Here is a 19,963-nt window from a genome sequence, read left to right as displayed (position 1 = left end):
GCCCAGCTCGGCCAGCTTTCGCAGTTCGGGCAGCGGGGGCGGGGTGGTGCGGGTGATGATGGGAGTGCTCCTTTGTGGGAGTGGGCCCCCGGGGCGGTGGATGCTTGGCGGTATCGAGACCGCCCCGGGGTCGTTACCGGGCTAGTTGTCTAGTCGTGTTGGTCGTTGACGATGTCGACGCCGGAGCGGGTGCCGGAGTCGATGACGGGCGCGATGAAGGTGTCGGAGAGGTAGAACCCGAACAGGGCGATCACGACGACGGCCCAGGGGCGGACGCCGAGGAACCTCATGACCGCCCAGGCGAGCAGGCCGAGGATGACGACAAGCGGCAGTTGGACGTTCACGGCGGACGGGGTCCTTTCAGCGGGCGGGGCAGCGGTGGGTGCGGGCGGCGAGTTCGGCGGCGGAGCGGGTGTCGTACTCGGCGGAGAATCCGCAGCGGGGCGCGGTGCAGGCGGCGGTGTGCTTGGTCCGGCCTCGGTTGTCGTGGGCGGTGCCGACCTTGACCGGGCCGATGCGGGCCAGGTTGCGGAAGCGGCGCAGCATCCCGGGTCTCTCCTTTCAGAGTCGTTGGGCGATGGCTTCGGCGAGCGGCGCGGGGACGCCGAGCCGGGCCCGCAGGTTCGGGGCGTCGATCGGGCTGCCGGTGCGGGCGCGATGGTCGGCGGCGACCTTCCGCGCGTGGGCCAGCAGCGCTTCGGGGACGTTGATCGAGGGCGGAGTGGGAACGGGCTCGCGGACCGGTTCGGGTGCGGGTGGGGGTGTGTGGGCGAGGAGGGTGCCGCCGAGGAAGGCGACGGCCGGCCATCCGGCGACGAGGATGCGCAGCCAGACGGGCACGTCGCCCAGGTCGAGGAGCCCGGCCGTGGCGATGTTCGCGCCCAGCGACGCGGCCAGGGCGATGAGGAACCAGCACCACCCGGCGGCTTTGGCCGTTCCGGTGCGCAGGCGCCGCCAGGCCGCGACCATCAGCAGGTCGACGGAGACCGGGTAGGCCCAGGCTTTCCATCCGGTCTGTCCGGCCGCCGCCGCGAGATCGTGGATATGGGCGAAGGACAACGCGGCAGCGATCACGGCCTGGACCAACACCGCGTCCACCCGCGTCAGAGCAGCACGCACAGGGACGGCCTCCTTCCTGGATGCGGTCATGAGGGGATACGGGTTCAGGCGGCGGACTCGACAACCGGGGGCGGAGCGAACGGCTTGAGTGCCGGGATGTCCGGCGCCTGGTGCGCGGTGTCGCGGCAGCGGGCGGCGGCTTCGGCGAGGGAGAGGTAGGGGGTGCGGATGCGGGTCCAGCCGCCGGAGGTGTCGCCGGCCACGGCCAGGCCCGGGCGTTCGGCGGGGATGGCGCAGGCCGCGGTGACCGCTTCGAAGGCGATGTCGCCCAGCGCCATCTTGGCGGAGGCCTCGTCGTTCACCCGGTGGCAGACACGGCCCGATAGCTGTGCGCGGAGCATCGTGGCGCCCTTGCCCAGCTCGGCCCCGAAGCGCTGCCCGCACGCCTCCAGGAAGATCCCGGCGGCGCGGCCGAGTTGGGCCAGTCGTACGAGGTGGGTGACCATCTCGTCCCGCCGCTCCTCGTCCTTCCTGCTGGCGGTGAGGAACAGTTCCGCCACCTCGTCCACGAACACGACGACCGCCACGGGACGTTCGTGCTCGGGAAGGCCCCAGATGTCCGAGGTGATCTCCCCGTCCGCCACGCTCGGCGGGATGCTCTGCCGGGCGCGTATCAGGTCGTAGCGCTCCTCCATCAACGACACCAGGACCGGCAGGAGTTCGGCCGCTTCGTGCGGGTCGGTGGCCAGGGCGGAGAGCCGGGGCGCGAACGGCGCCAGCTCCACGCCCCGCTTGCAGTCGATCCCGACCAGGGCGACCGGCTGCGGCGCGAGCCCGGACAGCAGATGCCGCAGGTACATGGACTTGCCCGAGAGCGTGGCGCCCAGGGTCAGTTGATGCGGGACCGCCCGGTAGTCGCGGACGAACGCCGTGGCGTCCTCCCGCAGCGCGACCGGCACCCGCAGCAGCCCGCCCGCTGATCTTCTCGGCATGCGGACGTGGTTGAGGACGTCGTAGCCGACCAGCCGCAGTTCCACCGTGCCGGGCTTGACCTCCGCCACATGTACCGCGTGAACGCCCCAGGCGTGCCGCAGCCGCTCCGTGGACGCGGCCACGTCCGCGACCTCCTGCCCCGCGGCCAGCCGCAACCTCAGCCGCAGCCCGGTCGAGGTGGGACGCAGCAGGCCGCGCCGGGGCGGGACCGGCCGCACCTCCCGGCGCGTCGTCGCCCGTACCGCCAGGGCCCGCAGCCGGGACGGCGGAACGGTCAGGCCGCACGCGTCCATCACCGACCCGTAGGAGCCGATCAGTCGCGCGGCCGAGGCCGGCATCCCGACCGCCGACCAGTACAGATGCGGGTACTTGGCCCGGGCCCAGACGGCCCCGCCGCCGATCGCGGCAGCGGGACCGCCCACGCCCAGCACCGTCAGCAGTTCCGACATGGCGCTCAGGCCCCCGCCATGGCCGGGAAGGACGCCGGGGTCACCGCAGCCGCGCGGAACGCGATGCCGTGGCGCTGCTGCCCGTTGAACACCGACTCCCAGGGCCGCGCCACCAGACCCGGCAGGGCCACCGGAGCCCCCAGCGCCAGACCGTCGGACACCCCCGACTCGGGAACCGTGACCTGAATGAGCGAGGACTCACCGTCCTCGATGTAGACGACGCCCAGACGCATCAGCGCCTCACCGGACACCGCGTCCTTCGCGATCTCCCCCGTCTGCCGATCCCGCACCTTCGGCGCCGGAGCCTCGGTCAGCAGAATCGTCGCGGAGGAGGTCTCAACTCGGATGGAACGCAACTCAGCTTCTCCTTACATGGGTCGGGACCGGTCCGGTGGGCAGCTAGTCGTCTAGACAAGATGCCTCGAACCGATCCCCGAGGGGTGGTAGCGCGCTCCAGCATGCCACACACTCAGCCACTCGTCTATACGAGTAGGGGAGAAGGTGCATGCAAGTCCTCCGAAGGGCCGCACCCCTCACTCGCCGCTACGTCGCCGGGAGTTGGTAGGCCAGCACGTACGCGTCAGCCGCCATCACCGTGTCGCACACCTCGACCGGCCGCCCTTCGGTGTCGAACGCGGTCCTGATCAGGTGGATCACGGGCACGCCGGAGGCCAGTCGGAGTGTCTTGACCTCTGCGGGTGCGGGCATGCGGGCGCGGATCTCTTCCTCGAAGTGGTCCAGGCGGTGGCCGAGTTCCTCCAGCCTGGCGTAGATGCCGCCGGGGCCGGGGTTGGGTTCGGCGATGGGGGTGTTCCGGGCGAGGTCGAGCGGCAGGTAGGAGGTGGCGAATTCGACGGGCCGGCCGTCCAGCAGGTATCGGCGGCGCCGGGCCAGTACACGTCGGGGTGAACCGAGCCGGGCGGAGATGTCCTGCGTCGGCCGTTCTTCCTTGACCTCAAGGCTGTCGACTTCCGGACGGCTCCCCGCGGCTTCCGCCTCCACGGTGAACGCGGACTTCCCCTGCTCCCGGTGCCGCCGGGCGAACCGGTCGGAGGCCAGGCGCCGCACCGGGGGCCGGGGGCGGACGAAGACGCCCTTGCCGTGCTCGGAGTGCACCAGGCCCTCGCCCTGGAGGACGGAGAGCGCGTTGCGGACGGTCATGCGGGAGACGCCGTAGTGCTCGACCAGCTCGGATTCGGACGGCAGCTTGGCCCCCTCTGTGAAGCGCCCCTTGTCGATCGCTTCCCGCAGCTGGTCGGCGATCTGGCGGAAGACCGCGCGGTCGCTGGTGGAGTCCAGCGCGCCCAGCACGCCGGAGGGGAGAGCTACCATGTCCGGTTACTCCTTTAGGTATCTAGACGAGAAGCTGTGTTTCGTTGCTACGGTGGAAACCCTAGCCAGCCGTGAGAGGCGAGGACAGTGAGCACCGAACGTCCCCACTCCGTGAGCGTCGCCGGAGTCATCATCGACGACGACGGCCGCGCCCTGCTCATCCAGCGCCGCGACAACGGGCACTGGGAGCCGCCGGGCGGAGTCCTTGAACCGGGCGAGACGATCCCCGACGCACTCGCGCGGGAAGTCCTCGAAGAGACCGGCATCAAGATCGCCCAGCCCGCCGCACTCACCGGCGTCTACAAGAACATGACGGGCCTGATCGTCTCCCTCGTCTTCCGCTGCGAGGCGATCGAGGGTCAGGCCACCACCGGGGCCGAGACCAGAGCGCTTCGATGGACCGGCCGTGACGAGGTCGCCGCGCTGGCCGACGAGGCGTACGCGGTGCGCGTCCTGGACGCCATGAACGCGACCACCCCGCCGGCCGTCCGCGCCCACGACGGCGTCCGACTCATCTAGCACAGCCGTCCTGTCCATAGCCGCCCACCAGCAGAAAGCAACTTGTATGCACGAGTATATGAGTGATTGGTTCGTGTGGGTAGTCGACTGTCCCGGAGACCCGGAAGAACTCACCCGCACCCGCCGCTTTGTCCACCAGATCCTCAGCCGCACCCCGTGGGCGGACGACGCCGCGCTGATCGTCACCGAGCTGGCCACCAACGCCATCACCCACACCGACAGCGGTAAGACCACCTTCCGCCTGAGCATCACCCGCACCCCGGAGGCGCTGACGATCGCGGTCACCGACGCCGGAGGCACCGCCACCAAGCCCCGCGTCACCCACCCCGACGCCGACTCCTCCCACGGCCGCGGCCTGGCCATCGTCAGCGCACTCGCCACCACCCTCACCATCCGGGGCGACCAGCACGGCCACACGATCACCGTCCGCCTCGGCGCTGGGCCGAGGCAGCCATGACGCCCGCCCTCGAACTCCGCATGGGCTACTGGTGCGAGGCCATCGCCTACACAGCCATGGACAGCCGCACGTACTGGCTGGGTTCATGCCCCGCGGCGACGCCGCGCTTAGCGCTGCGGTGGCTGCGCTCCCGCGCCGGCCACATCACCGACCAACTCGACCCCGCAACGGCCGGCCCCGCCCGTTCCTGGCTCATCGACGACATAGAGCACCAGTACGCCCTGGGCGTCCTCACCGAAGGCGGGATGTACACCCACACCATCCCCGACGGCCAAGTGCGCTACCTGCTCTCCGCCCGCCCCGCAGCCCGAACCGTCCTACCCCGACAGGACCCATGACCCACCACGAGCACCAGGCCGACGAAGCCGAACAGCGCTACCGCGCCGAGATCACCAACGTCATGAACACCGTCATCCGTACCTGCGCCCAGATCCTCACCCGCCACAGCAACGGCCGCACCTAGACCCCACGCGCCCCCAACACCAACCACGCCGACCTCATCGTCCAAGCCCGCCGCGACATCCTCAACCGGCTCCAAGTCGCCATCCATCAAGCCGAAGCATCCACCTACGCCATCGAAGCCGACCGCCAACAACACCAACACCCCAGACGCCGCAGCGAGTAACAACCTTCTCTACGCCTTCAAGGCGCCTCGCTTCGCTCGCCGCGCGGCGCCGGCCCCTGCACGGCCCGCCGCTCCTGCCTCCGTCCCGCTCCGGCCCGTGCAGGGGCCGGCGCCGCCACGAGTGATGCAGCGCAGAACGGTGAATCCTGGTCCCGTTCCTTCTTGGGGCTCTGCCCCAAACCCCGGCCCTCTCTCCGGGGAGGCGGGGCGTCATGCTCATGTGCGGGTCCGTGAGGGCGGGCTTGGTGGGTCGGTCGCGGGGTGTTCCCCGCCAGTCGGCCACCCGGTGGGCGTACCCGAAACCTTCGAGGGGCGCCAAGGCCAAGCCCAAGGGTCACCGCAGTGAGCCTTGGCGCCCCTCGAAGAACCCGGGTGCGAGCAGAGCTTGCCCGACCGACGGGGAACACCCCGCTTTGTGTGTAGTGCGCGGTCGGGCTTTCAGGGGTGAGCTCGGCGGGTCGGGGGCCAGCGGCAATTTGACACAAACATGCTCAAATCGCATGGCAGTATCACTGACCGTACGGACCGGCGGGGACTGAGGTTTGCGATCCCATACCGTCGACCTCACGTCACACCGATAGAGTCGGGAGCTGGCTGATTGATGGCACAACGGAGGGTGTTGCGTGGCACTCAAGAAGTCCGACATGTACAGCTCCCTGTGGAGCAGCGCTGACGAGCTCCGTGGCTCAATGGACGCAAGCCAGTACAAGGACTACGTCCTGACGTTGCTCTTCGTGAAGTACGTCTCGGACAAGGCCAAGGCTGACCCGTACGCGCTCATCGAGGTTCCTGAGGACGGGTCCTTCGACTATCTGATCACGCTCAAGGGCAAGTCTGACGTCGGCGAAAAGGTCAATGTCGCGATCCGCAAGCTCGCCGAGGCCAACGACCTCCAGGGTGTCATCAACAACGCCGACTTCGACGACCCAACCAAGCTCGGCTCGGGCAAGGAACTTCAGGACAAAGTCTCCAACCTCATCGGCATCTTCCAGGACATGGATTTCTCCGGCTCGAAGGCCGAGGGAGACGATCTCCTTGGTGACGCGTACGAGTACCTGATGCGTCACTTCGCGACACAGGCCGGCAAGAGCAAGGGGCAGTTCTACACGCCGGCCGAGGTCTCACGCGTCATCGCGCAGCTCCTGCAGATCCCGGCCGATACCCCGAAAGCGACGACTGTCTACGACCCGACCTGTGGATCGGGCTCCTTGTTGATCAAGGTTGCCGACGCCGCTCCGAACGGCTTGACCATCTATGGCCAGGAGAACGACAACGCCACCTGGGCGCTCGCCCGAATGAACATGATCCTGCACGGAAACGAGACCCACGAGATCGTCCAGGGCAACACTCTCTCTGACCCCAAGTTCCGTCAAGGCGACAAGCTCGATACCTTCGACTACCTGGTCGCTAACCCTCCGTTTTCGGTGAAGACGTGGAAGAACGGGTTCGAGAAGGGTTACGGCCGCTTTGACGGGTACGCCTGGCCGCCGGACAAGAACGGCGACTACGCCTTCTTGCTGCACATGGTGAAGTCACTCAAGTCGACCGGTAAGGGCGTGGTCGTCCTTCCGCACGGCGTCCTCTTCCGTGGCAACACCGAGGCCACCATTAGAACCGAGTTGATCAAGCGGGGACTCATCAAGGCAGTCATCGGCCTGCCACCAAACCTCTTCTATGGCACGGGTATCCCCGCCTGCCTCCTGGTCCTGGACAAGAAGAATGCCCAGTCGCGAACCGGCATCTTCATGATCGATGCCTCGAAGGACTTCGAAAAAGACGGTCCGAAGAATCGCCTCCGGCCGCGTGACATGCACAAAATCGTCGACGCTTTCGTTAACCAGAAGCAGATCGACCGCTACTCGCGCATGGTACCGCTGAGCGAGATCACCGGCCCGAAGAACGACTACAACCTTAATATCCCGCGCTACATCGACAGCTCCGAACCCGAGGACATCCAGGACTTGCAGGCCCACCTGCAGGGAGGTATTCCGAACCGTGACCTCGACGCCCTGCAGCCATATTGGGACGCCTTCCCGAGCCTGCGGGCAGAGCTTTTCAAGCCGCTCCACGACGGTTACTCGGAACTGCTCGTCGACAAGGCGGACATCCACGGCAAAGTCACCGGTTCGAGCGAGTACCAGGCCTTTGCGCAGAGCACTGCCGAAACGGTGGCCAGCTGGTGGGCCGACAAGCGCGAGGTGCTGGCGGGCATCATCAATGCGACCCGCGCCAACGACTTGATCCATGACGTCTCCGAGGCCCTTCTCGACGCCTTCCGTCGGCGCCCACTGATCGACGAGTACGGCGTGTACGAGCAGCTCATGAGCTACTGGAACGCCTCCATGCACGACGACGTCGCGCTCATCGTCAGTGAGGGCTGGGACGACGCAGCGAAGCCTCGACTCGCTCGTACGTGGAAGGACAAGAACAACAAGACCAAGTACGAGGACGCCCACATCGTCACCGGAAGCCGTGCGAACGCCAAGCGCTGGGTCATGGACCTCGTCCCGCCCCAGTATGTGATCGCGCGATTCTTCCCGAACGAAAAGGCCGAGCTCGATGCACTTACCGCCGAGCAGCAGGTCGCGTCACAGGCGGTCGAGGAGTACATCGAAGAGCACGCCGTCGAGGAAGGCCTACTCTGGGAAGCTGTCGAGGACGACAAGATCACGAAGGCGCTCGCGACGGCTCGGCTTCGTGTGGCGAAGCATGAGGGTGCTGAGCCCGATGAGCTTCAGGCTCTTCAGCACATGATCAAGCTGTACGAAGCGGAGGCTGCGGCCAAGAAGGCCGTCAAGGAGGCGACCGCCAAGCTCGAACAGCTCGCGCTTGCGCAGTACGCGAAACTCACCACCGACGACATTCAGTCGCTGGTCATCGACGGCAAGTGGGGCGGCACGATCACTGAGCGAATCGGCGCCGAGGTCACTGATCTCGGGCAATCATTGGTGCGCCGCCTCAGGGTCTTGGCCGACCGGTATGAGTCGACTGTCGGAAAACTCGAAGAGGAAACTGCCGAGTTGAAGGACAAAGTCGCCGCACACCTTACCGCAATGGGGATCGCGTCATGACTAACGAGTGGACGACGCTGGGCTCCGTTACGACTTGGCTATCTGGCGGGACCCCAGCGAGGTCCAATCCGGCCTACTGGGGCGGAAGCGTGCCCTGGATCTCCGCCTTCACGTTGAAGACGACGCGACTCAGTACCTCGGATCAGTTCCTCACGTCCGCCGGAGTTGCGGCAGGAAGCAGGATCGCCCCCGAGGGGGCGGCGCTTGTGCTTGTGCGCGGCATGGCGCTCCATCGCGAGCTCCGCGTAGGGCTCGCGACACGACCGCTCGCTTTTAATCAGGACGTTAAGGCATTGGTGCCTGCCACTTGCCTTGACCCTGAGTTCCTAGTGTATTCGCTGCAGTCTCGAGAAAGCCAGATCCTGAAGTTGGTGAGCTCGGCCGGTAGCGGCACCGGGGTGCTCGCTACTGATCGCTTGAAGGCGCTTCCGCTTTGGCTGCCGTCTCGGGACGTCCAACAGAAAATTTGCCGGGCGACCCGCGACGCGGACGACCTCATCGGGTCGCTCGAGCGGCTGATCGCCAAGAACCGAGAAATCAGGCAGGGCTTGATTCAGGAGCTCCTCAGCGGACGCAGCCGCATCAGTGGTTCGCATGCCTGGAGGAAGTCGACGATCGGGGAAGAGTTCCACGTTCAGCTCGGCAAAAGACTCGATGCTGCAGTCAATCGCGGGGAGCTAAAGCTCTGCGTCAACAACCGGGGAGTGCGCTGGGGCCGAATCGACATCACGCAGGCGGTGTGGGCCCCCCTTACGAGGGCCGATATCAGCGAGCTGCGCCTAAAGGCTGGGGACGTTCTCGTATGCGAGGGCGGCGAAATTGGGAGAGCCAGCGTCTGGCGAGCCGAGCTTTCGGAGGCCTACTACCTCAACACGCTCCATCGGCTCCGCTCACGACGGGGATACAACCCAGACGTACTCGCTGCCTTCCTGGAACGCTGGGCAACGACCGGGGAACTTCTCGCGCTAGTTGGCAAGTCGAGCTTGGCTCATCTGACCAAGGAGAACTTGCTCCGCGTTCCCCTTCCGGTGCCGAGTCCCGAGGAGCAGGGGAGGATCGCGACTGCATTGCGATCGATCGATCAGCTGATTTTCTCGCTCGAGCGCCTCATCGCGAAGCAGCGCAACATCAAGCAGGGCTTGATGCAGGAGCTGCTCACCGGCCGGACCCGCTTGTACCCGGAGGCAACCTCATGAGCACCGTCGGCCAGCGGGAACGCGAGACTCAAAACCGCGTCGTTGCACTCTTCCGCGACTGCCTCGAGTACGTGTACGGCGGCAACTTGGAGGACCAGGACAACAGCAACGTCGACGAGGCACTGCTTCGTCAGAACCTGCTCACACGCGGAGTAGACGAGGAACTCGTCAATCGCGCTATTCAGCAGCTACTGACGGCGGCCTCTCTCGGTGCCGGCCAGTCGCTTTACGACGCCAACCGCAAGGTCTACGACCTGTTGCGCTATGGCGTGAAGGTCAAACGTGACGTCGGCGAGAACTTCGAGACCGTCTGGCTCATCGACTGGACCACCCCGGGCACGAACCACTTCCTTGTCGCGGAGGAGGTCACGATCAGGGGCCAGCACACCAAGCGCCCCGATATCGTGCTCTATGTCAACGGCATCGCCCTCGGCGTCATCGAGCTCAAGCGCTCATACGTGAGTGTTGGCGAGGGTATCCGTCAGAACATCGGTAATCAGAAGCAGCACTTCGTGCGCCCGTTCTTCACCACGGTGCAGTTGCTGTTCGCCGGCAACGACGTGGAGGGCCTGCGTTACGGCGTCATCGAGACGCCGGAGAAGTACTGGCTGGAGTGGAAAGAGTCCGGGGGGGAGTCGAATCCGCTCGACCGCTCACTGGTGCAGGTGTGCTCCAAGGAACGTTTCTTGGAACTTATTCACGATTTCGTTGTCTTCGACTCTGGCGTCAAGAAGGCCGCTCGCCATAACCAGTTCTTCGGCGTTAAGGCAGCACAGGAGCGTATCCGTTCTCGCGAGGGTGGCATCATCTGGCACACCCAGGGGTCGGGCAAGAGCCTGACCATGGTCTGGCTTGCGAAGTGGATCCAGGAGAACCAGACCGATCCTCGCGTACTCATCATCACTGACCGCACTGAACTCGACGAGCAGATCGAAAAGGTGTTCGGTGGTGTCAACGAGAAGATCACCCGCTCGCGCTCCAGCGCCGAGATGGTCACCCTCCTCAACCAGAGCCACCCATGGCTCATGTGCTCGCTGGTTCATAAATTCCGTGGCTCTGACGACGACTCGTCGCGTGACTCTGATGCCGACGACTTCATCAAAGAACTGAGTTCGACGATCCCGGCCGGCTTCAAAGCCAAGGGCAACCTCTTCGTCTTCGTCGACGAGGCACACCGAACTCAGAGCGGCAAGCTGCACCGCGCCATGAAGCAGCTGCTGCCTGAGGCGATGTTCATTGGCTTCACCGGTACGCCGCTACTCAAAGCCGACAAGATGACAAGCATTGAGACCTTCGGATCGTTCATCCACACCTACAAGTTCGACGAGGCTGTCCGCGACGGCGTCGTGCTGGACTTGCGCTACGAGGCCCGCAACGTCGACCAAGAGCTCAAGGGAGCTGCCCAGGTCGACAAGTGGTTCGACCTCAAGACCAAGGGCCTCACAGATCTTTCCAAGGCGCGCCTCAAGAAGAAGTGGGGCACGATGCAGAAGGTCGTCTCGGCCAAGTCCCGTGCCGAGATGATCGTCCAGGACATCCTCATGGACTTCGAACGGGAGCCACGCCTGATCTCCGGTCGTGGCAACGCCATGCTGGTCGGCGACAGCGTGTACCAGGCGTGTAAGTTCTACGAGCTCTTCGTCCAGGCAGGCTTCACCGGCAAGGTCGCCATCGTCTCCAGCTACGTCCCCAACGCCACGGCAATCTCCAAGGAAGACGCCGGCGAGGGCGACAACGAGGAACTCCGTAAGTACGGCATCTATCGGCAGATGCTGGCGGACTACTTCAACGAGCCCGCCGACAAGGCAGTGCTGCGGATCGAGGAATTCGAGAAGGACGTCAAGCGCCGCTTCATCGAGGAGCCTGGCCAGATGCGGCTGCTCATCGTGGTCGACAAGCTGCTCACCGGCTTCGACGCGCCCAGCGCCTCATACCTCTACATCGACAAGAGGATGCGCGACCACGGCCTATTCCAGGCAATCTGCCGTGTCAATCGTCTCGATGGCGACGACAAAACCTACGGTTACGTAATCGACTACCGCGACCTATTCAAGTCCCTCGACAAGGCCATTACCGACTACACCTCCGAAGCGCTCGACGGGTACGCCAAGGAAGACGTCGAGGGCCTGCTCGAGGACCGTATCCAGCAGGAACGCGATGATCTCAACGAGGCCTTGGAGAAGGTCCGAGCGCTCTGTGAGCCCGTTGCCCCACCTAAGGGAACCCTCGAGTACCAGCACTACTTCGTATCGACTATTCCTGGCGACGCCGCCCAGATCAAGGGCAACGAGCCCAAGCGCGTCGAGCTCTACAAGTCTGTGGCAGCCCTTGTTCGAGCCTACGCGGCGCTTGCCAATGACATGGAGCGTGCTGGCTACAGCACGGCTGAAGCCACGGCAATCAAGGCCGACGTCGCCCACTACGCCGCTGTAAAGAACGAGGTCGAGGTCGGTGCCGGTGAGAACATCGACATGAAGCAGTTCGAAGTGGGTATGCGCTCGCTCCTGGATACCTACATACAGGCAGACCCGGTCGAGCAGGTGGCCACGTTCGACAAAGGTCTCGTCCAGCTGATCGTCGAGCGTGGAGCTGGTGCCATCGATACGCTGCCTGGGCGCATCAAGAACAATCCCGAGGCGGCTGCTGAGACCATCATCAACAACGTGCGTAGGACGATCGTCGACGAGCGGGCCATGAACCCGAAATACTACGATCGCATGTCGCAACTTCTCGACGCGATTATAGAGCAGCGACGCGATGAGGCGATCGAGTACGCCGACTACCTCGCCAAGCTCCTCGAGCATGCGGAGAAGGTCGGGAAGGGCGAGTCGGAGTCTGGCGTCACGTATCCGGACTGGGCGAGCACGCCCGCTCGTCGTGCGCTCGTCGATTTCACGTGGCCGTCAGAAATCGAGATCAATCTCGAGTACGTCCACGGCGTCATTCAGAACGTCAAGGAACACAACTGGGCCGGAAACCCGATCAGGGAACGAGCGTTGGCTCGGGCGCTTCACCGGGTGCTCCCCAACACCGTTGACGGCCAGCGGATCCTGCAGCTCATCGCCCTGCTTAAGGAACATGATGAGTACCGCTAGCACCCATCTGACAATCGCGGACCTTGGCATTGATGTCATTTACAAGGACATCAAAAACCTGCACATCTCCGTATACCCACCGGTCGGCCGCGTGCGAGTGGCAGCGCCCGAGCGTACAGACGAGGACACCATCCGGCTCGCAGTCGTGCAGCGGCTCCCCTGGATTAAACGCCAACGCGAGCAACTCCAGAACGCCGCGCGGCAGACCAAACGCGAGATGCTTTCCGGAGAGACTCACTACGTCTGGGGGCGGCGCTACCGCCTGGATGTCTCGCACACGAGCGGCAACTACAGCGTTCTCCCTAAGGGCAACACGCTCTGGGTAGTCACGCCAGAAGGGGCCGATCCTGACGCCCGCAGAGCAGCCTTGGATCGTTGGTACCGCCGTCAGCTCAAGGCAGCGGTGCCCGATCTTCTCGCGAAATGGGAGCCGGCCATCGGCGTCGAAGCGGAGAGATTCGTCGTACGTCGCATGAAGACAAAGTGGGGCACGTGCGTCACCAGTGCGCGCACCATCTGGCTCAACCCTGAGCTCGCCAAGAAGAACCCCCGGTGCCTGGAGTACGTCGTGGTGCACGAGTTGACCCACCTGCTGGAACGCGGACACGGTGAACGCTTTGTCGCCCTGATGGACCAGTTCCTGCCCGACTGGCGGGCCCGACGTGACGAACTGAACAAGGCGCCGTTGGCGGACGAAAACTGGGGGTAAGCCAACGGGTTGGAACAAGAGGGAGGCAACTGAGGCCAGCGACGAGCTCGCAGGCTAGGTGCTAGTCGATGGGTGCCCCGTCTTCGTCATGACGCCCGGGACAGCGAGCGCCAGGCGTACCTGGTCGACGTGATGATCCAGCCGCACCCGCGGGTGCTGACGCAGCCTGTGCCTGAACGCCCTCCGATTAGCGTGGGCGTGACTCCAGAGAGGTGCCTTATGCGGGTGTGCCCAGCGAGTTGCTCTCTCGCACTCGCAGCCGCCTCCTGTCAGCGCGAATATGGTGCCCCTCGCCGGGCCCTCACAGGGCAGGGTCCAGCCGGGGGCCCTGACTCAGGGAGCACCCAGCAGGGGTCCGTTAGCCGTGGACAATATGTGGACGCAACGGCACCGATGACGCCTTGAGGAAGCTCTGACCTGCATCCTTTTGATTTCTTCACCCGGCCTCCGGAGCCGTTTGCTGTACAGCAGTCGAGTACAGCAACCTCCCCGGCCGCCAGCAACCGTCGCTGCCCACGGATGACCGTTCGACCAGCCCGGCAGACCCCAGCAACCTCCGTGCCCGTAGTTCGCAACGAGGGGGTCAGGGGTTCAAATCCCCTCAGGTCCACCGGCAAGGGCCGTTCACGAAACCAGGTGTGAGCGGTTGACGAGATCCCGTCCGATCGGATTGATCGGGCGGGATCTCGGCGTTTGTGGGGTGGCGCTGGTAGCGGGGGGATCGCACCAGGTGCGGTCGTCAGTGATCGGCGGGCAGGATCCGGAACGCGGTACGTCCGGGCGTCAGCGGAGTGATCGCGCGGTAGTCACGTTGATCAAGCGTGAGAATGCGGTCCGTCCTGTATCGGTCCGCAAGGACGACGCCCACCGCGACAGCCAGGTCCAGCCGAAGTCCCTCATACTTCATCCGCACCTCGTGGGCAGCGATGAGGTCCCCGCGCTTCAGCTCGGCCAGCCTGTACTGACCATCCGCTACGGGCGTTCAGTGCCTCCGAGACCTGCACCGCGGCGGGGAAACCCAGGTCCCGGTGTGCGAGGTGGTCCAGTTCCGTGACGACCAGTGGCGAGATGGCGAGCACCCCCCGATCGACGATGTCCAACGCGTCGCGGTGCTCGGGCTGCGCGGCGTCGAAAGCGGCGTACAGGGCGGAGGCGTCCGCGACGGTGATCAACGACGCGCCGCCCGCTCTTTGATGTGTTGGTAGAGCGCATCGTCCAAGACTTCGGCGGTCAGCGCCCGGCCGCTGTCGAGGACAGGCAGCGCACGGCTCTGCCGGGGACGCGCCGAGTGCTCGAGTAGCATGGCGATGCCCCGCCGCATGAGCTCTGCCTTGCTGACGCCGGTGGCCGCGGCCTCAGCGTCCAACCGCACCTCTAGCTCCTCGGGAAGGTATACGGTCGTCTTTATCAGGCATGTGGGGTACCACCCGCCATACACATGGGCCCGTCCGGACGACCGGATCGCCGTGCGACGCGGGACCCCTGCCGTGCGGAGGCCGCTACAACCAGGGAAAGACCGTTGGGGGTCCCTCCCTGGATTGGAGTTCCTCCATGAAGCGACGCCTGTGGTCCGGCCGTGCCGGAATGTTCCTGCTCGCTGCCGGGACCGTGGTGGCGGCGGGCGGGCTGGCCGGCTGTGGCTCGGATGGCGATGACGCCGGTGCCACGGCCGTGGCACCCTCCCCCACGGTGGAGGAGTCGGCGTCGGAGGCCGCCTCCCCCACGCCCGAGCCCACAACCACCGAGCCGACCCCCGAGTTCACTCCGCTCGCGCCGGAGGATGCCGCGGATGGGGCGGATGTCGGCGCCTGTGCCGATGGCGAGTGTGAGGTCGCGGTGACGGCGGGGACCAGCATTCCCTTTGATCCGGGGACCGGTGGGGTGACCGTCGACGAGGTGGGTGAGAGCCAGGTGACCGCGTGATGCCTTTCCACGTCAAGCACCTCGGCCGCATCCTCCGCGGCATCCTCCATCCCCCCGATCCCCAGCGCCAACCGGTTCCGGCCGTCGTCATGTGCCACGGATTCGGCGGCAACCGCACCGAGTTCGGCAACACGTTCGTGCGGCTCGCCGAACACCTCGCGCGGCATGGGTGGCCGCCTACCGGTTCGACTTCGCCGCCTGTGGCGAATCCGACGGCGACTTCGCCGACCTCACCGTCTCCGACCAGGTCGGGCAGGTCAGCGCCGTCCTCGACGAGCTGGCACGGCACCATGCGATCGACCCCACCCGGCTCTGCCTCCTTGGCATGAGCCTCGGTGGGCTGACCGCCTCGCTCGCCGCCGCGAAAAACGAGGTCAAAGCGCTGGCGCTGTGGGCACCAGCCGCAACCGCGATCGCGGCGACCGATCCCGCCGATACCGCCTACTGGCCCGAGATCCTCGACAAGGGCTACTGGGACTTCCTCGGGCTGCCGGTCTACCAGAAGTTCTTCGAGGACGGCTCCTCCATCGACCCGTGGAGCGACGCCGCCGCCTACGCCGGACCGGTCCTGTTCGCCTTCGGTGACGGCGACGAGGTCGTGCCACGCGAGGTGGCGGAACGGTACCGCGCCGTCTACGGCGACCGGTTCGAAGAGCACCGCTTCCCAGGCGTCGGTCACGTCTTCGAGAACGTCCCGACCCGCGAACAACTCCTGGCCCTCACCGAGGACTTTTTCCTGCGGAACACCCGGCCTCCGAAGCCGGTCGAACATGAGCATTCGAGTGCGATCGGGAGGATCGCGACGTGGACGGTGGCCTCGTAGCGGACGGCGACCTCGTCGAACCGCCCCCGGCCACCCCCTCTGCCAGTCCACGGGAAACGATCTCAACGCCGTGCGTCTCACCAGGTCAACGCCACGCGTCAACGGCCCACCGGCAAGGGCCGTTCCCGGTACCAGGTGGAACGGACAGACCAGATCCCGTCCGATCGGATTGACCGGGCGGGATCTCGTGGTTCTCGGCAGGGTGAGCCGGGGGGTCAGCCGGCCCTGGGTCGCCACCGTGGCGTGGGCCCTGTGTCAGCCTGTAGGGCATGACGGGAGAGACGCGTTTGGTACTTCGGCCGGCCGCTCGGGTGCGTCGGGCGACCCTGATCGTGGCGGTCGTGTTCGGACTCGTGTCGCTTTCGCCCGCGGCGGCCCTGGGCGGGGTGTCCGCGCTGCTGGTCACCGTCGCGGTCGAGACGGTGCTCGGCGTGCTGCTGTGGGTGCGGGTGTCGCGGGTCCGCCTCGTCGTGACCGAGCGGCAGATCGAGCACGTCGGCGTGCTCCGCCGCCGGGTCCGCCCGCGGTCGGACGCGACGCACGTGGTGCGGGCGACGCTCGTCCCGCCACGGGGCCTGCCCTTCCCGGCGGTGTTCGTGCTGGACGCCGGGGGCGCGGTCATCGTCCGGCTCAACGACGGCACCTACACCCGGCGGGACATGGACCGGTTGACCGACCATCTGGGGCTCTCCTGGGTCGGGCCCGACGGGCCCGTCAGCGCGCGCCGACTGGCCGAAACGCACCCGGGGATCGTGCCGTTCTTCGAGGCACGCCCCATGGTGACCGGCTTCATGACGGCCGCGGCGCTCGTGTTGGTCCTCATGGCCGCGTCGATGATCTCCCTTCTGCTCTGACGCTCCGGCCGCCGCCCACCGGGGTCGTTCGTGAGCGGCCCCGGAGTGCTTGTAGGTTCGCCGGGACGAGCCCTACGTGGCATTCCGATGGGAGCGGGCATGGCGGCGGATGCGGATGATGGTGGCGCGGTGAGCGCGGCGAGCAGGGGGAGCGCGCCGGGGATCGGGCCTCGGCTGGGGGCCGTGTTGGTCTTCGGGTCTTCGGCCGCGGTGCTGGTCGTCGAGTTGGTGGCGCTGCGGCTGCTGGCGCCGTATGTCGGGCTCACCATGGAGATGAACACCATGGTGATCGGCATCGCCCTGTCGGCGATCGCGTTCGGTTCCTGGGCCGGCGGGCGGGCCGCGGACGTCGTGGCGCCGCGGCGGACGCTCGGACCGCTGCTCGGGTTGTCGGGCGTGGCGGTGGCGGTGACGCCGGCCCTGGTGCGGCTGGTCGGCGAGGCCGAGGGCTCGATGGCGCTGTTCGTCGGCGGCGCCTGCCTGTTCGTGCCGGCGGCGCTGTTGACGGCGGTGACGCCGATGGTGACCAAGCTGCTGCTGACCGACCTGGCGGTGACCGGCACGGTGGTGGGGCGGCTCTCGGGGATCGGCACGGCGGGCGGGATCGCCGGCACCGTGCTGACCGGCTTCGTGCTGATCTCGGTGGTGCCGGTCAGCGTGATCCTGATGGGGCTCGGGGCGCTGCTGGTGCTGACGGGCGTGCTGGTCGACGCCTCGATGCGGGACTGGCGTCGCGGCCGGCGGGCGCTGGTGGCGAGCGTGGTCGTGGGCGGCAGCTTCACGGGGAGCGCGGCGGTGCCGAGCGGCTGCGACGCGGAGACGCGGTACCACTGCGCGCGGGTGGTCGAGGATCCGGAGCGGGCGAGCGGGCGGACGTTGGTGCTCGACGGGCTGCGGCACTCGTACGTGGACCTGGACGACCCGGAACACCTGGACTTCGGCTACGTGCGGGCGATCGCGTCGGTGATCGACACGGCGTACCCGGCGGGTGAGGCGCTTGACGCCTACCACCTGGGCGGGGGCGGGCTTTCGATCCCGAGTTATCTGCGTGCGGTGCGGCCCGGATCGAGCAGCGTGGTGTCCGAGATCGACCCGGGCGTGGTCGAGGTCGACCGGGAGTGGCTGGGCGCGGAGACGGGCGAGGACCTGCGGGTGCGGGTGGAGGACGGCCGGATGGGGCTGCGGAGGATCGCCACCGACTCCCGGGACCTGGTCGTCGGGGACGCGTTCGGGGGCATCAGCGTGCCGTGGCACCTCACCACCAGGGAGGCGATCGCGGACGTGGAGCGCGTGTTGCGGCCCGACGGCGCCTATGTCGTCAACATGATCGACCACGGCGAGCTCGCGTTCGTCCGCGCCGCCGTCGCCACGCTGTCCGAGGAGTTCGAGCACGTCGCGGTGGCGGCGGACCGGAGGGCCTTCGACAACGGGGTCGGTGGCAACTTCGTGGCGGCGGCCTCGGACCGGCGGCTCGACGTGGCGGCGTGGGCGGAGCGCTTCGTCGGGCGTGGGGACGGCCGTCCCGGCGAGGAGTGGGAGATCATCAGCGGCGCCGAGGTCGCGGACTGGGTCGGCGACGCGCGGGTGCTGACCGACGACTTCGCGCCCGTCGACCAGTTGCTCACGCCGTACGCGCGGCGGTGAGCGCCCCGGGCCCGTGCCCTCGGGTTGGCGGTCTTCTTCGGCGCCGGGGACGCCGGCCGCGGGGATCGCTCCGCTAGCGGCCGGCCGCCGCCGCGCGGACCGCGTCGAGCTCCGCGTACATCACGGCGCCCGGGCACTCCGTCTCCATCCAGTCCTGGTGGCCGCTGACCACGCGGATGTCACGTTCCGCGCCGCTGACCGGGTTGACGAACCTGGTCTGGCCCTGCGGGTCGAGTCCATGGAAGCGGCTCAGCATCGCGACGAGCGTGACGAGGGACGCGCGGGCCGCGTCGGTCGGCGGCTGGTCGACGAAGGTGCCGAGCAGCGCGATGCCGATGTTGCCGGAGTTCATGCCGCCGACGTGGCTGGCGGTGACCGCGTTGCCCTCGGCGTCGTGGGCCGGGATGCCGTCGTCGCCCGTGTAGTGGCCCTCGTAGATGTGACCGTCACGGTCGATCAGGAAGTGGTAGCCGATGTCCGTCCAGCCGTTGGTCTGGACGTGGAAGGTGTAGATGGCGCGCACCTCGGCGGCGGCGTCGGTGTAGTCGTTGGTCGTCGCCGTGTGGTGGACGGTGATGGCCTGCACCGGGTAGTACGTCAACGGCCCGATGGGCTCGCCGTTCTCGTCGAACCGCAGGGACTCGTCCGCGCCCCACTCCGCCCGGGACAGGTACCGCGTGCCGCGCATGCGCTGCGGCGAGTCCGGCACGCGCTGGGTCCTCGGGGTGCCGCGCTCGGTGTCGACGGCGAGGCCGCGGGCCTCCAGGGCCCCCTCGGGGAGGCGCAGCTCGAAGCGGGAGGCGCCGTGCGCGGCGACGAGCGTGGCGCCCTCGTTGGCGCGGCCGCAGTCAGCGGCCGGGTCCAGGGTCCGCCAGTCGGCGGTGGCCCCGGCGGCTTCCGCGTCCTGGTCCGCGTCCGGGAAGCGGATGGCGGCGTCCGAGGCGCCGGCGGGCAGCCGGACGCCCACGTAGCTGAGGGGAAAGCCGACGGCCGCCTCCGTCACACCCGAGGTGTCCTCGGTGCGGGTCGTGGCGAACCGCGCTGTCGAGCCGGTGCCGTCGCGGGCGGCGTCGGCGGCGGGCGCGTCGGCCGGCGTGGCGTCGTCGGAGCCGGTGACCGCGAAGACGGCCGGGGTCAGCACTCCGGCGGCGGCGACGCCGCTCGCGGCGCCGATCACGGCGCGGCGAGGCAGGCGGGACGGCTGGCGGTGGGTG

General features: G+C 67.0%; 20 protein-coding genes and 1 pseudogene. 12 read left to right on the top strand and 9 right to left on the bottom strand.

From position 1 onward, the window contains the following. Positions 1 to 149: 149 nt before the first annotated feature. The 6 genes from E1265_RS16825 to E1265_RS16800 all read right to left on the bottom strand — a co-directional run bounded on the left by E1265_RS16825 (position 150) and on the right by E1265_RS16800 (position 3,833). Complete coding sequence (locus E1265_RS16825) at positions 150 to 344, bottom strand: hypothetical protein (RefSeq protein ID WP_132931126.1); 195 nt, start codon at positions 342 to 344, stop codon at positions 150 to 152. A gap of 16 nt (positions 345 to 360) precedes the next feature. Further along, entirely contained in the window at positions 361 to 546 is a 186-nt protein-coding gene (locus tag E1265_RS16820) for a mobile element transfer protein (protein ID WP_132931125.1), read from the bottom strand. A gap of 15 nt (positions 547 to 561) precedes the next feature. Beyond that, complete coding sequence (locus tag E1265_RS16815) at positions 562 to 1,119, bottom strand: DUF2637 domain-containing protein (protein ID WP_132931124.1); 558 nt, start codon at positions 1,117 to 1,119, stop codon at positions 562 to 564. A gap of 44 nt (positions 1,120 to 1,163) precedes the next feature. Beyond that, a complete protein-coding gene (locus tag E1265_RS16810; RefSeq protein WP_132931123.1) occupies positions 1,164 to 2,501 on the bottom strand; it encodes an FtsK/SpoIIIE domain-containing protein in 1,338 nt (445 codons plus the stop codon). 5 nt (positions 2,502 to 2,506) lie between these two features. Continuing rightward, positions 2,507 to 2,857, bottom strand: a complete 351-nt coding sequence (locus E1265_RS16805; protein WP_132931122.1) for a hypothetical protein — start codon at positions 2,855 to 2,857, stop codon at positions 2,507 to 2,509. A 187-nt stretch (positions 2,858 to 3,044) separates the two neighbouring features. Continuing rightward, positions 3,045 to 3,833 (bottom strand): GntR family transcriptional regulator, encoded by a 789-nt coding sequence (locus tag E1265_RS16800; RefSeq protein WP_132931121.1) that lies wholly within the window; start codon positions 3,831 to 3,833, stop codon positions 3,045 to 3,047. 111 nt (positions 3,834 to 3,944) lie between these two features. Between E1265_RS16800 and E1265_RS16795 the strand changes: the two genes are divergently transcribed. From E1265_RS16795 to E1265_RS16765, 8 genes are all read left to right on the top strand, one after another. Next, positions 3,945 to 4,352 (top strand): NUDIX hydrolase, encoded by a 408-nt coding sequence (locus tag E1265_RS16795; RefSeq protein ID WP_132931130.1) that lies wholly within the window; start codon positions 3,945 to 3,947, stop codon positions 4,350 to 4,352. A gap of 58 nt (positions 4,353 to 4,410) precedes the next feature. Further along, positions 4,411 to 4,809 (top strand): ATP-binding protein, encoded by a 399-nt coding sequence (locus tag E1265_RS16790; RefSeq protein WP_243740858.1) that lies wholly within the window; start codon positions 4,411 to 4,413, stop codon positions 4,807 to 4,809. After that, positions 4,806 to 5,147: a hypothetical protein gene (locus tag E1265_RS16785; RefSeq protein ID WP_132931119.1), complete on the top strand. Its 342-nt coding sequence runs from the start codon at positions 4,806 to 4,808 to the stop codon at positions 5,145 to 5,147. The genes E1265_RS16790 and E1265_RS16785 overlap by 4 nt, the downstream gene beginning before the upstream one ends. Then, positions 5,144 to 5,272, top strand: coding sequence for a hypothetical protein (locus E1265_RS40330; protein ID WP_279571437.1), 129 nt, complete (start codon positions 5,144 to 5,146; stop codon positions 5,270 to 5,272). Before E1265_RS16785 ends, E1265_RS40330 begins: the two co-directional genes overlap by 4 nt. 785 nt (positions 5,273 to 6,057) lie before the next feature. Next, positions 6,058 to 8,505 (top strand): type I restriction-modification system subunit M, encoded by a 2,448-nt coding sequence (locus E1265_RS16780; protein WP_132931118.1) that lies wholly within the window; start codon positions 6,058 to 6,060, stop codon positions 8,503 to 8,505. Further along, entirely contained in the window at positions 8,502 to 9,701 is a 1,200-nt protein-coding gene (locus E1265_RS16775) for a restriction endonuclease subunit S (RefSeq protein WP_132931117.1), read from the top strand. The genes E1265_RS16780 and E1265_RS16775 overlap by 4 nt, the downstream gene beginning before the upstream one ends. Further along, complete coding sequence (locus tag E1265_RS16770) at positions 9,698 to 12,796, top strand: type I restriction endonuclease subunit R (RefSeq protein WP_132931116.1); 3,099 nt, start codon at positions 9,698 to 9,700, stop codon at positions 12,794 to 12,796. The genes E1265_RS16775 and E1265_RS16770 overlap by 4 nt, the downstream gene beginning before the upstream one ends. Then, positions 12,780 to 13,505 carry a SprT family zinc-dependent metalloprotease gene (locus E1265_RS16765; RefSeq protein ID WP_243740857.1) on the top strand — a complete coding sequence of 242 codons (726 nt, stop codon included), beginning with the start codon at positions 12,780 to 12,782 and terminating at the stop codon, positions 13,503 to 13,505. Before E1265_RS16770 ends, E1265_RS16765 begins: the two co-directional genes overlap by 17 nt. A gap of 739 nt (positions 13,506 to 14,244) precedes the next feature. Here the strand turns inward: E1265_RS16765 and E1265_RS40710 are convergent. Further along, positions 14,245 to 14,677: pseudogene (locus E1265_RS40710) on the bottom strand (VapC toxin family PIN domain ribonuclease). Beyond that, entirely contained in the window at positions 14,674 to 14,916 is a 243-nt protein-coding gene (locus E1265_RS16755; protein ID WP_132931128.1) for a CopG family transcriptional regulator, read from the bottom strand. The pseudogene E1265_RS40710 and the gene E1265_RS16755 overlap by 4 nt, the downstream one beginning before the upstream one ends. 140 nt (positions 14,917 to 15,056) lie before the next feature. On the opposite strand from E1265_RS16755, the gene E1265_RS16750 reads away from it, so the two are divergent. From E1265_RS16750 to E1265_RS16735, 4 genes are all read left to right on the top strand, one after another. After that, entirely contained in the window at positions 15,057 to 15,428 is a 372-nt protein-coding gene (locus E1265_RS16750) for a hypothetical protein (protein ID WP_132931115.1), read from the top strand. Between the two features lie 91 nt (positions 15,429 to 15,519). Then, positions 15,520 to 16,251, top strand: coding sequence for an alpha/beta fold hydrolase (locus tag E1265_RS16745; RefSeq protein ID WP_132931114.1), 732 nt, complete (start codon positions 15,520 to 15,522; stop codon positions 16,249 to 16,251). A 341-nt stretch (positions 16,252 to 16,592) separates the two neighbouring features. After that, positions 16,593 to 17,105, top strand: coding sequence for a hypothetical protein (locus tag E1265_RS16740; RefSeq protein ID WP_165953770.1), 513 nt, complete (start codon positions 16,593 to 16,595; stop codon positions 17,103 to 17,105). Between the two features lie 183 nt (positions 17,106 to 17,288). Further along, complete coding sequence (locus tag E1265_RS16735; RefSeq protein WP_347877206.1) at positions 17,289 to 18,749, top strand: fused MFS/spermidine synthase; 1,461 nt, start codon at positions 17,289 to 17,291, stop codon at positions 18,747 to 18,749. Positions 18,750 to 18,822: 73 nt separating this feature from the next. Here E1265_RS16735 and E1265_RS16730 read toward each other — a convergent pair. After that, positions 18,823 to 19,963, bottom strand: a 1,141-nt coding sequence (locus E1265_RS16730) for a peptidoglycan recognition family protein (RefSeq protein WP_243740854.1), incomplete at its 5' end; no start/stop codon positions are given.

It is taken from the genome of Streptomyces sp. 8K308 (genome assembly GCF_004348315.1).
Classification (GTDB): Bacteria; Actinomycetota; Actinomycetes; order Streptomycetales; family Streptomycetaceae; genus Streptomyces.
The sequence above is the reverse complement of the archived record's forward strand: the minus strand, read 5'-3'. Positions and strand labels throughout refer to the sequence as shown.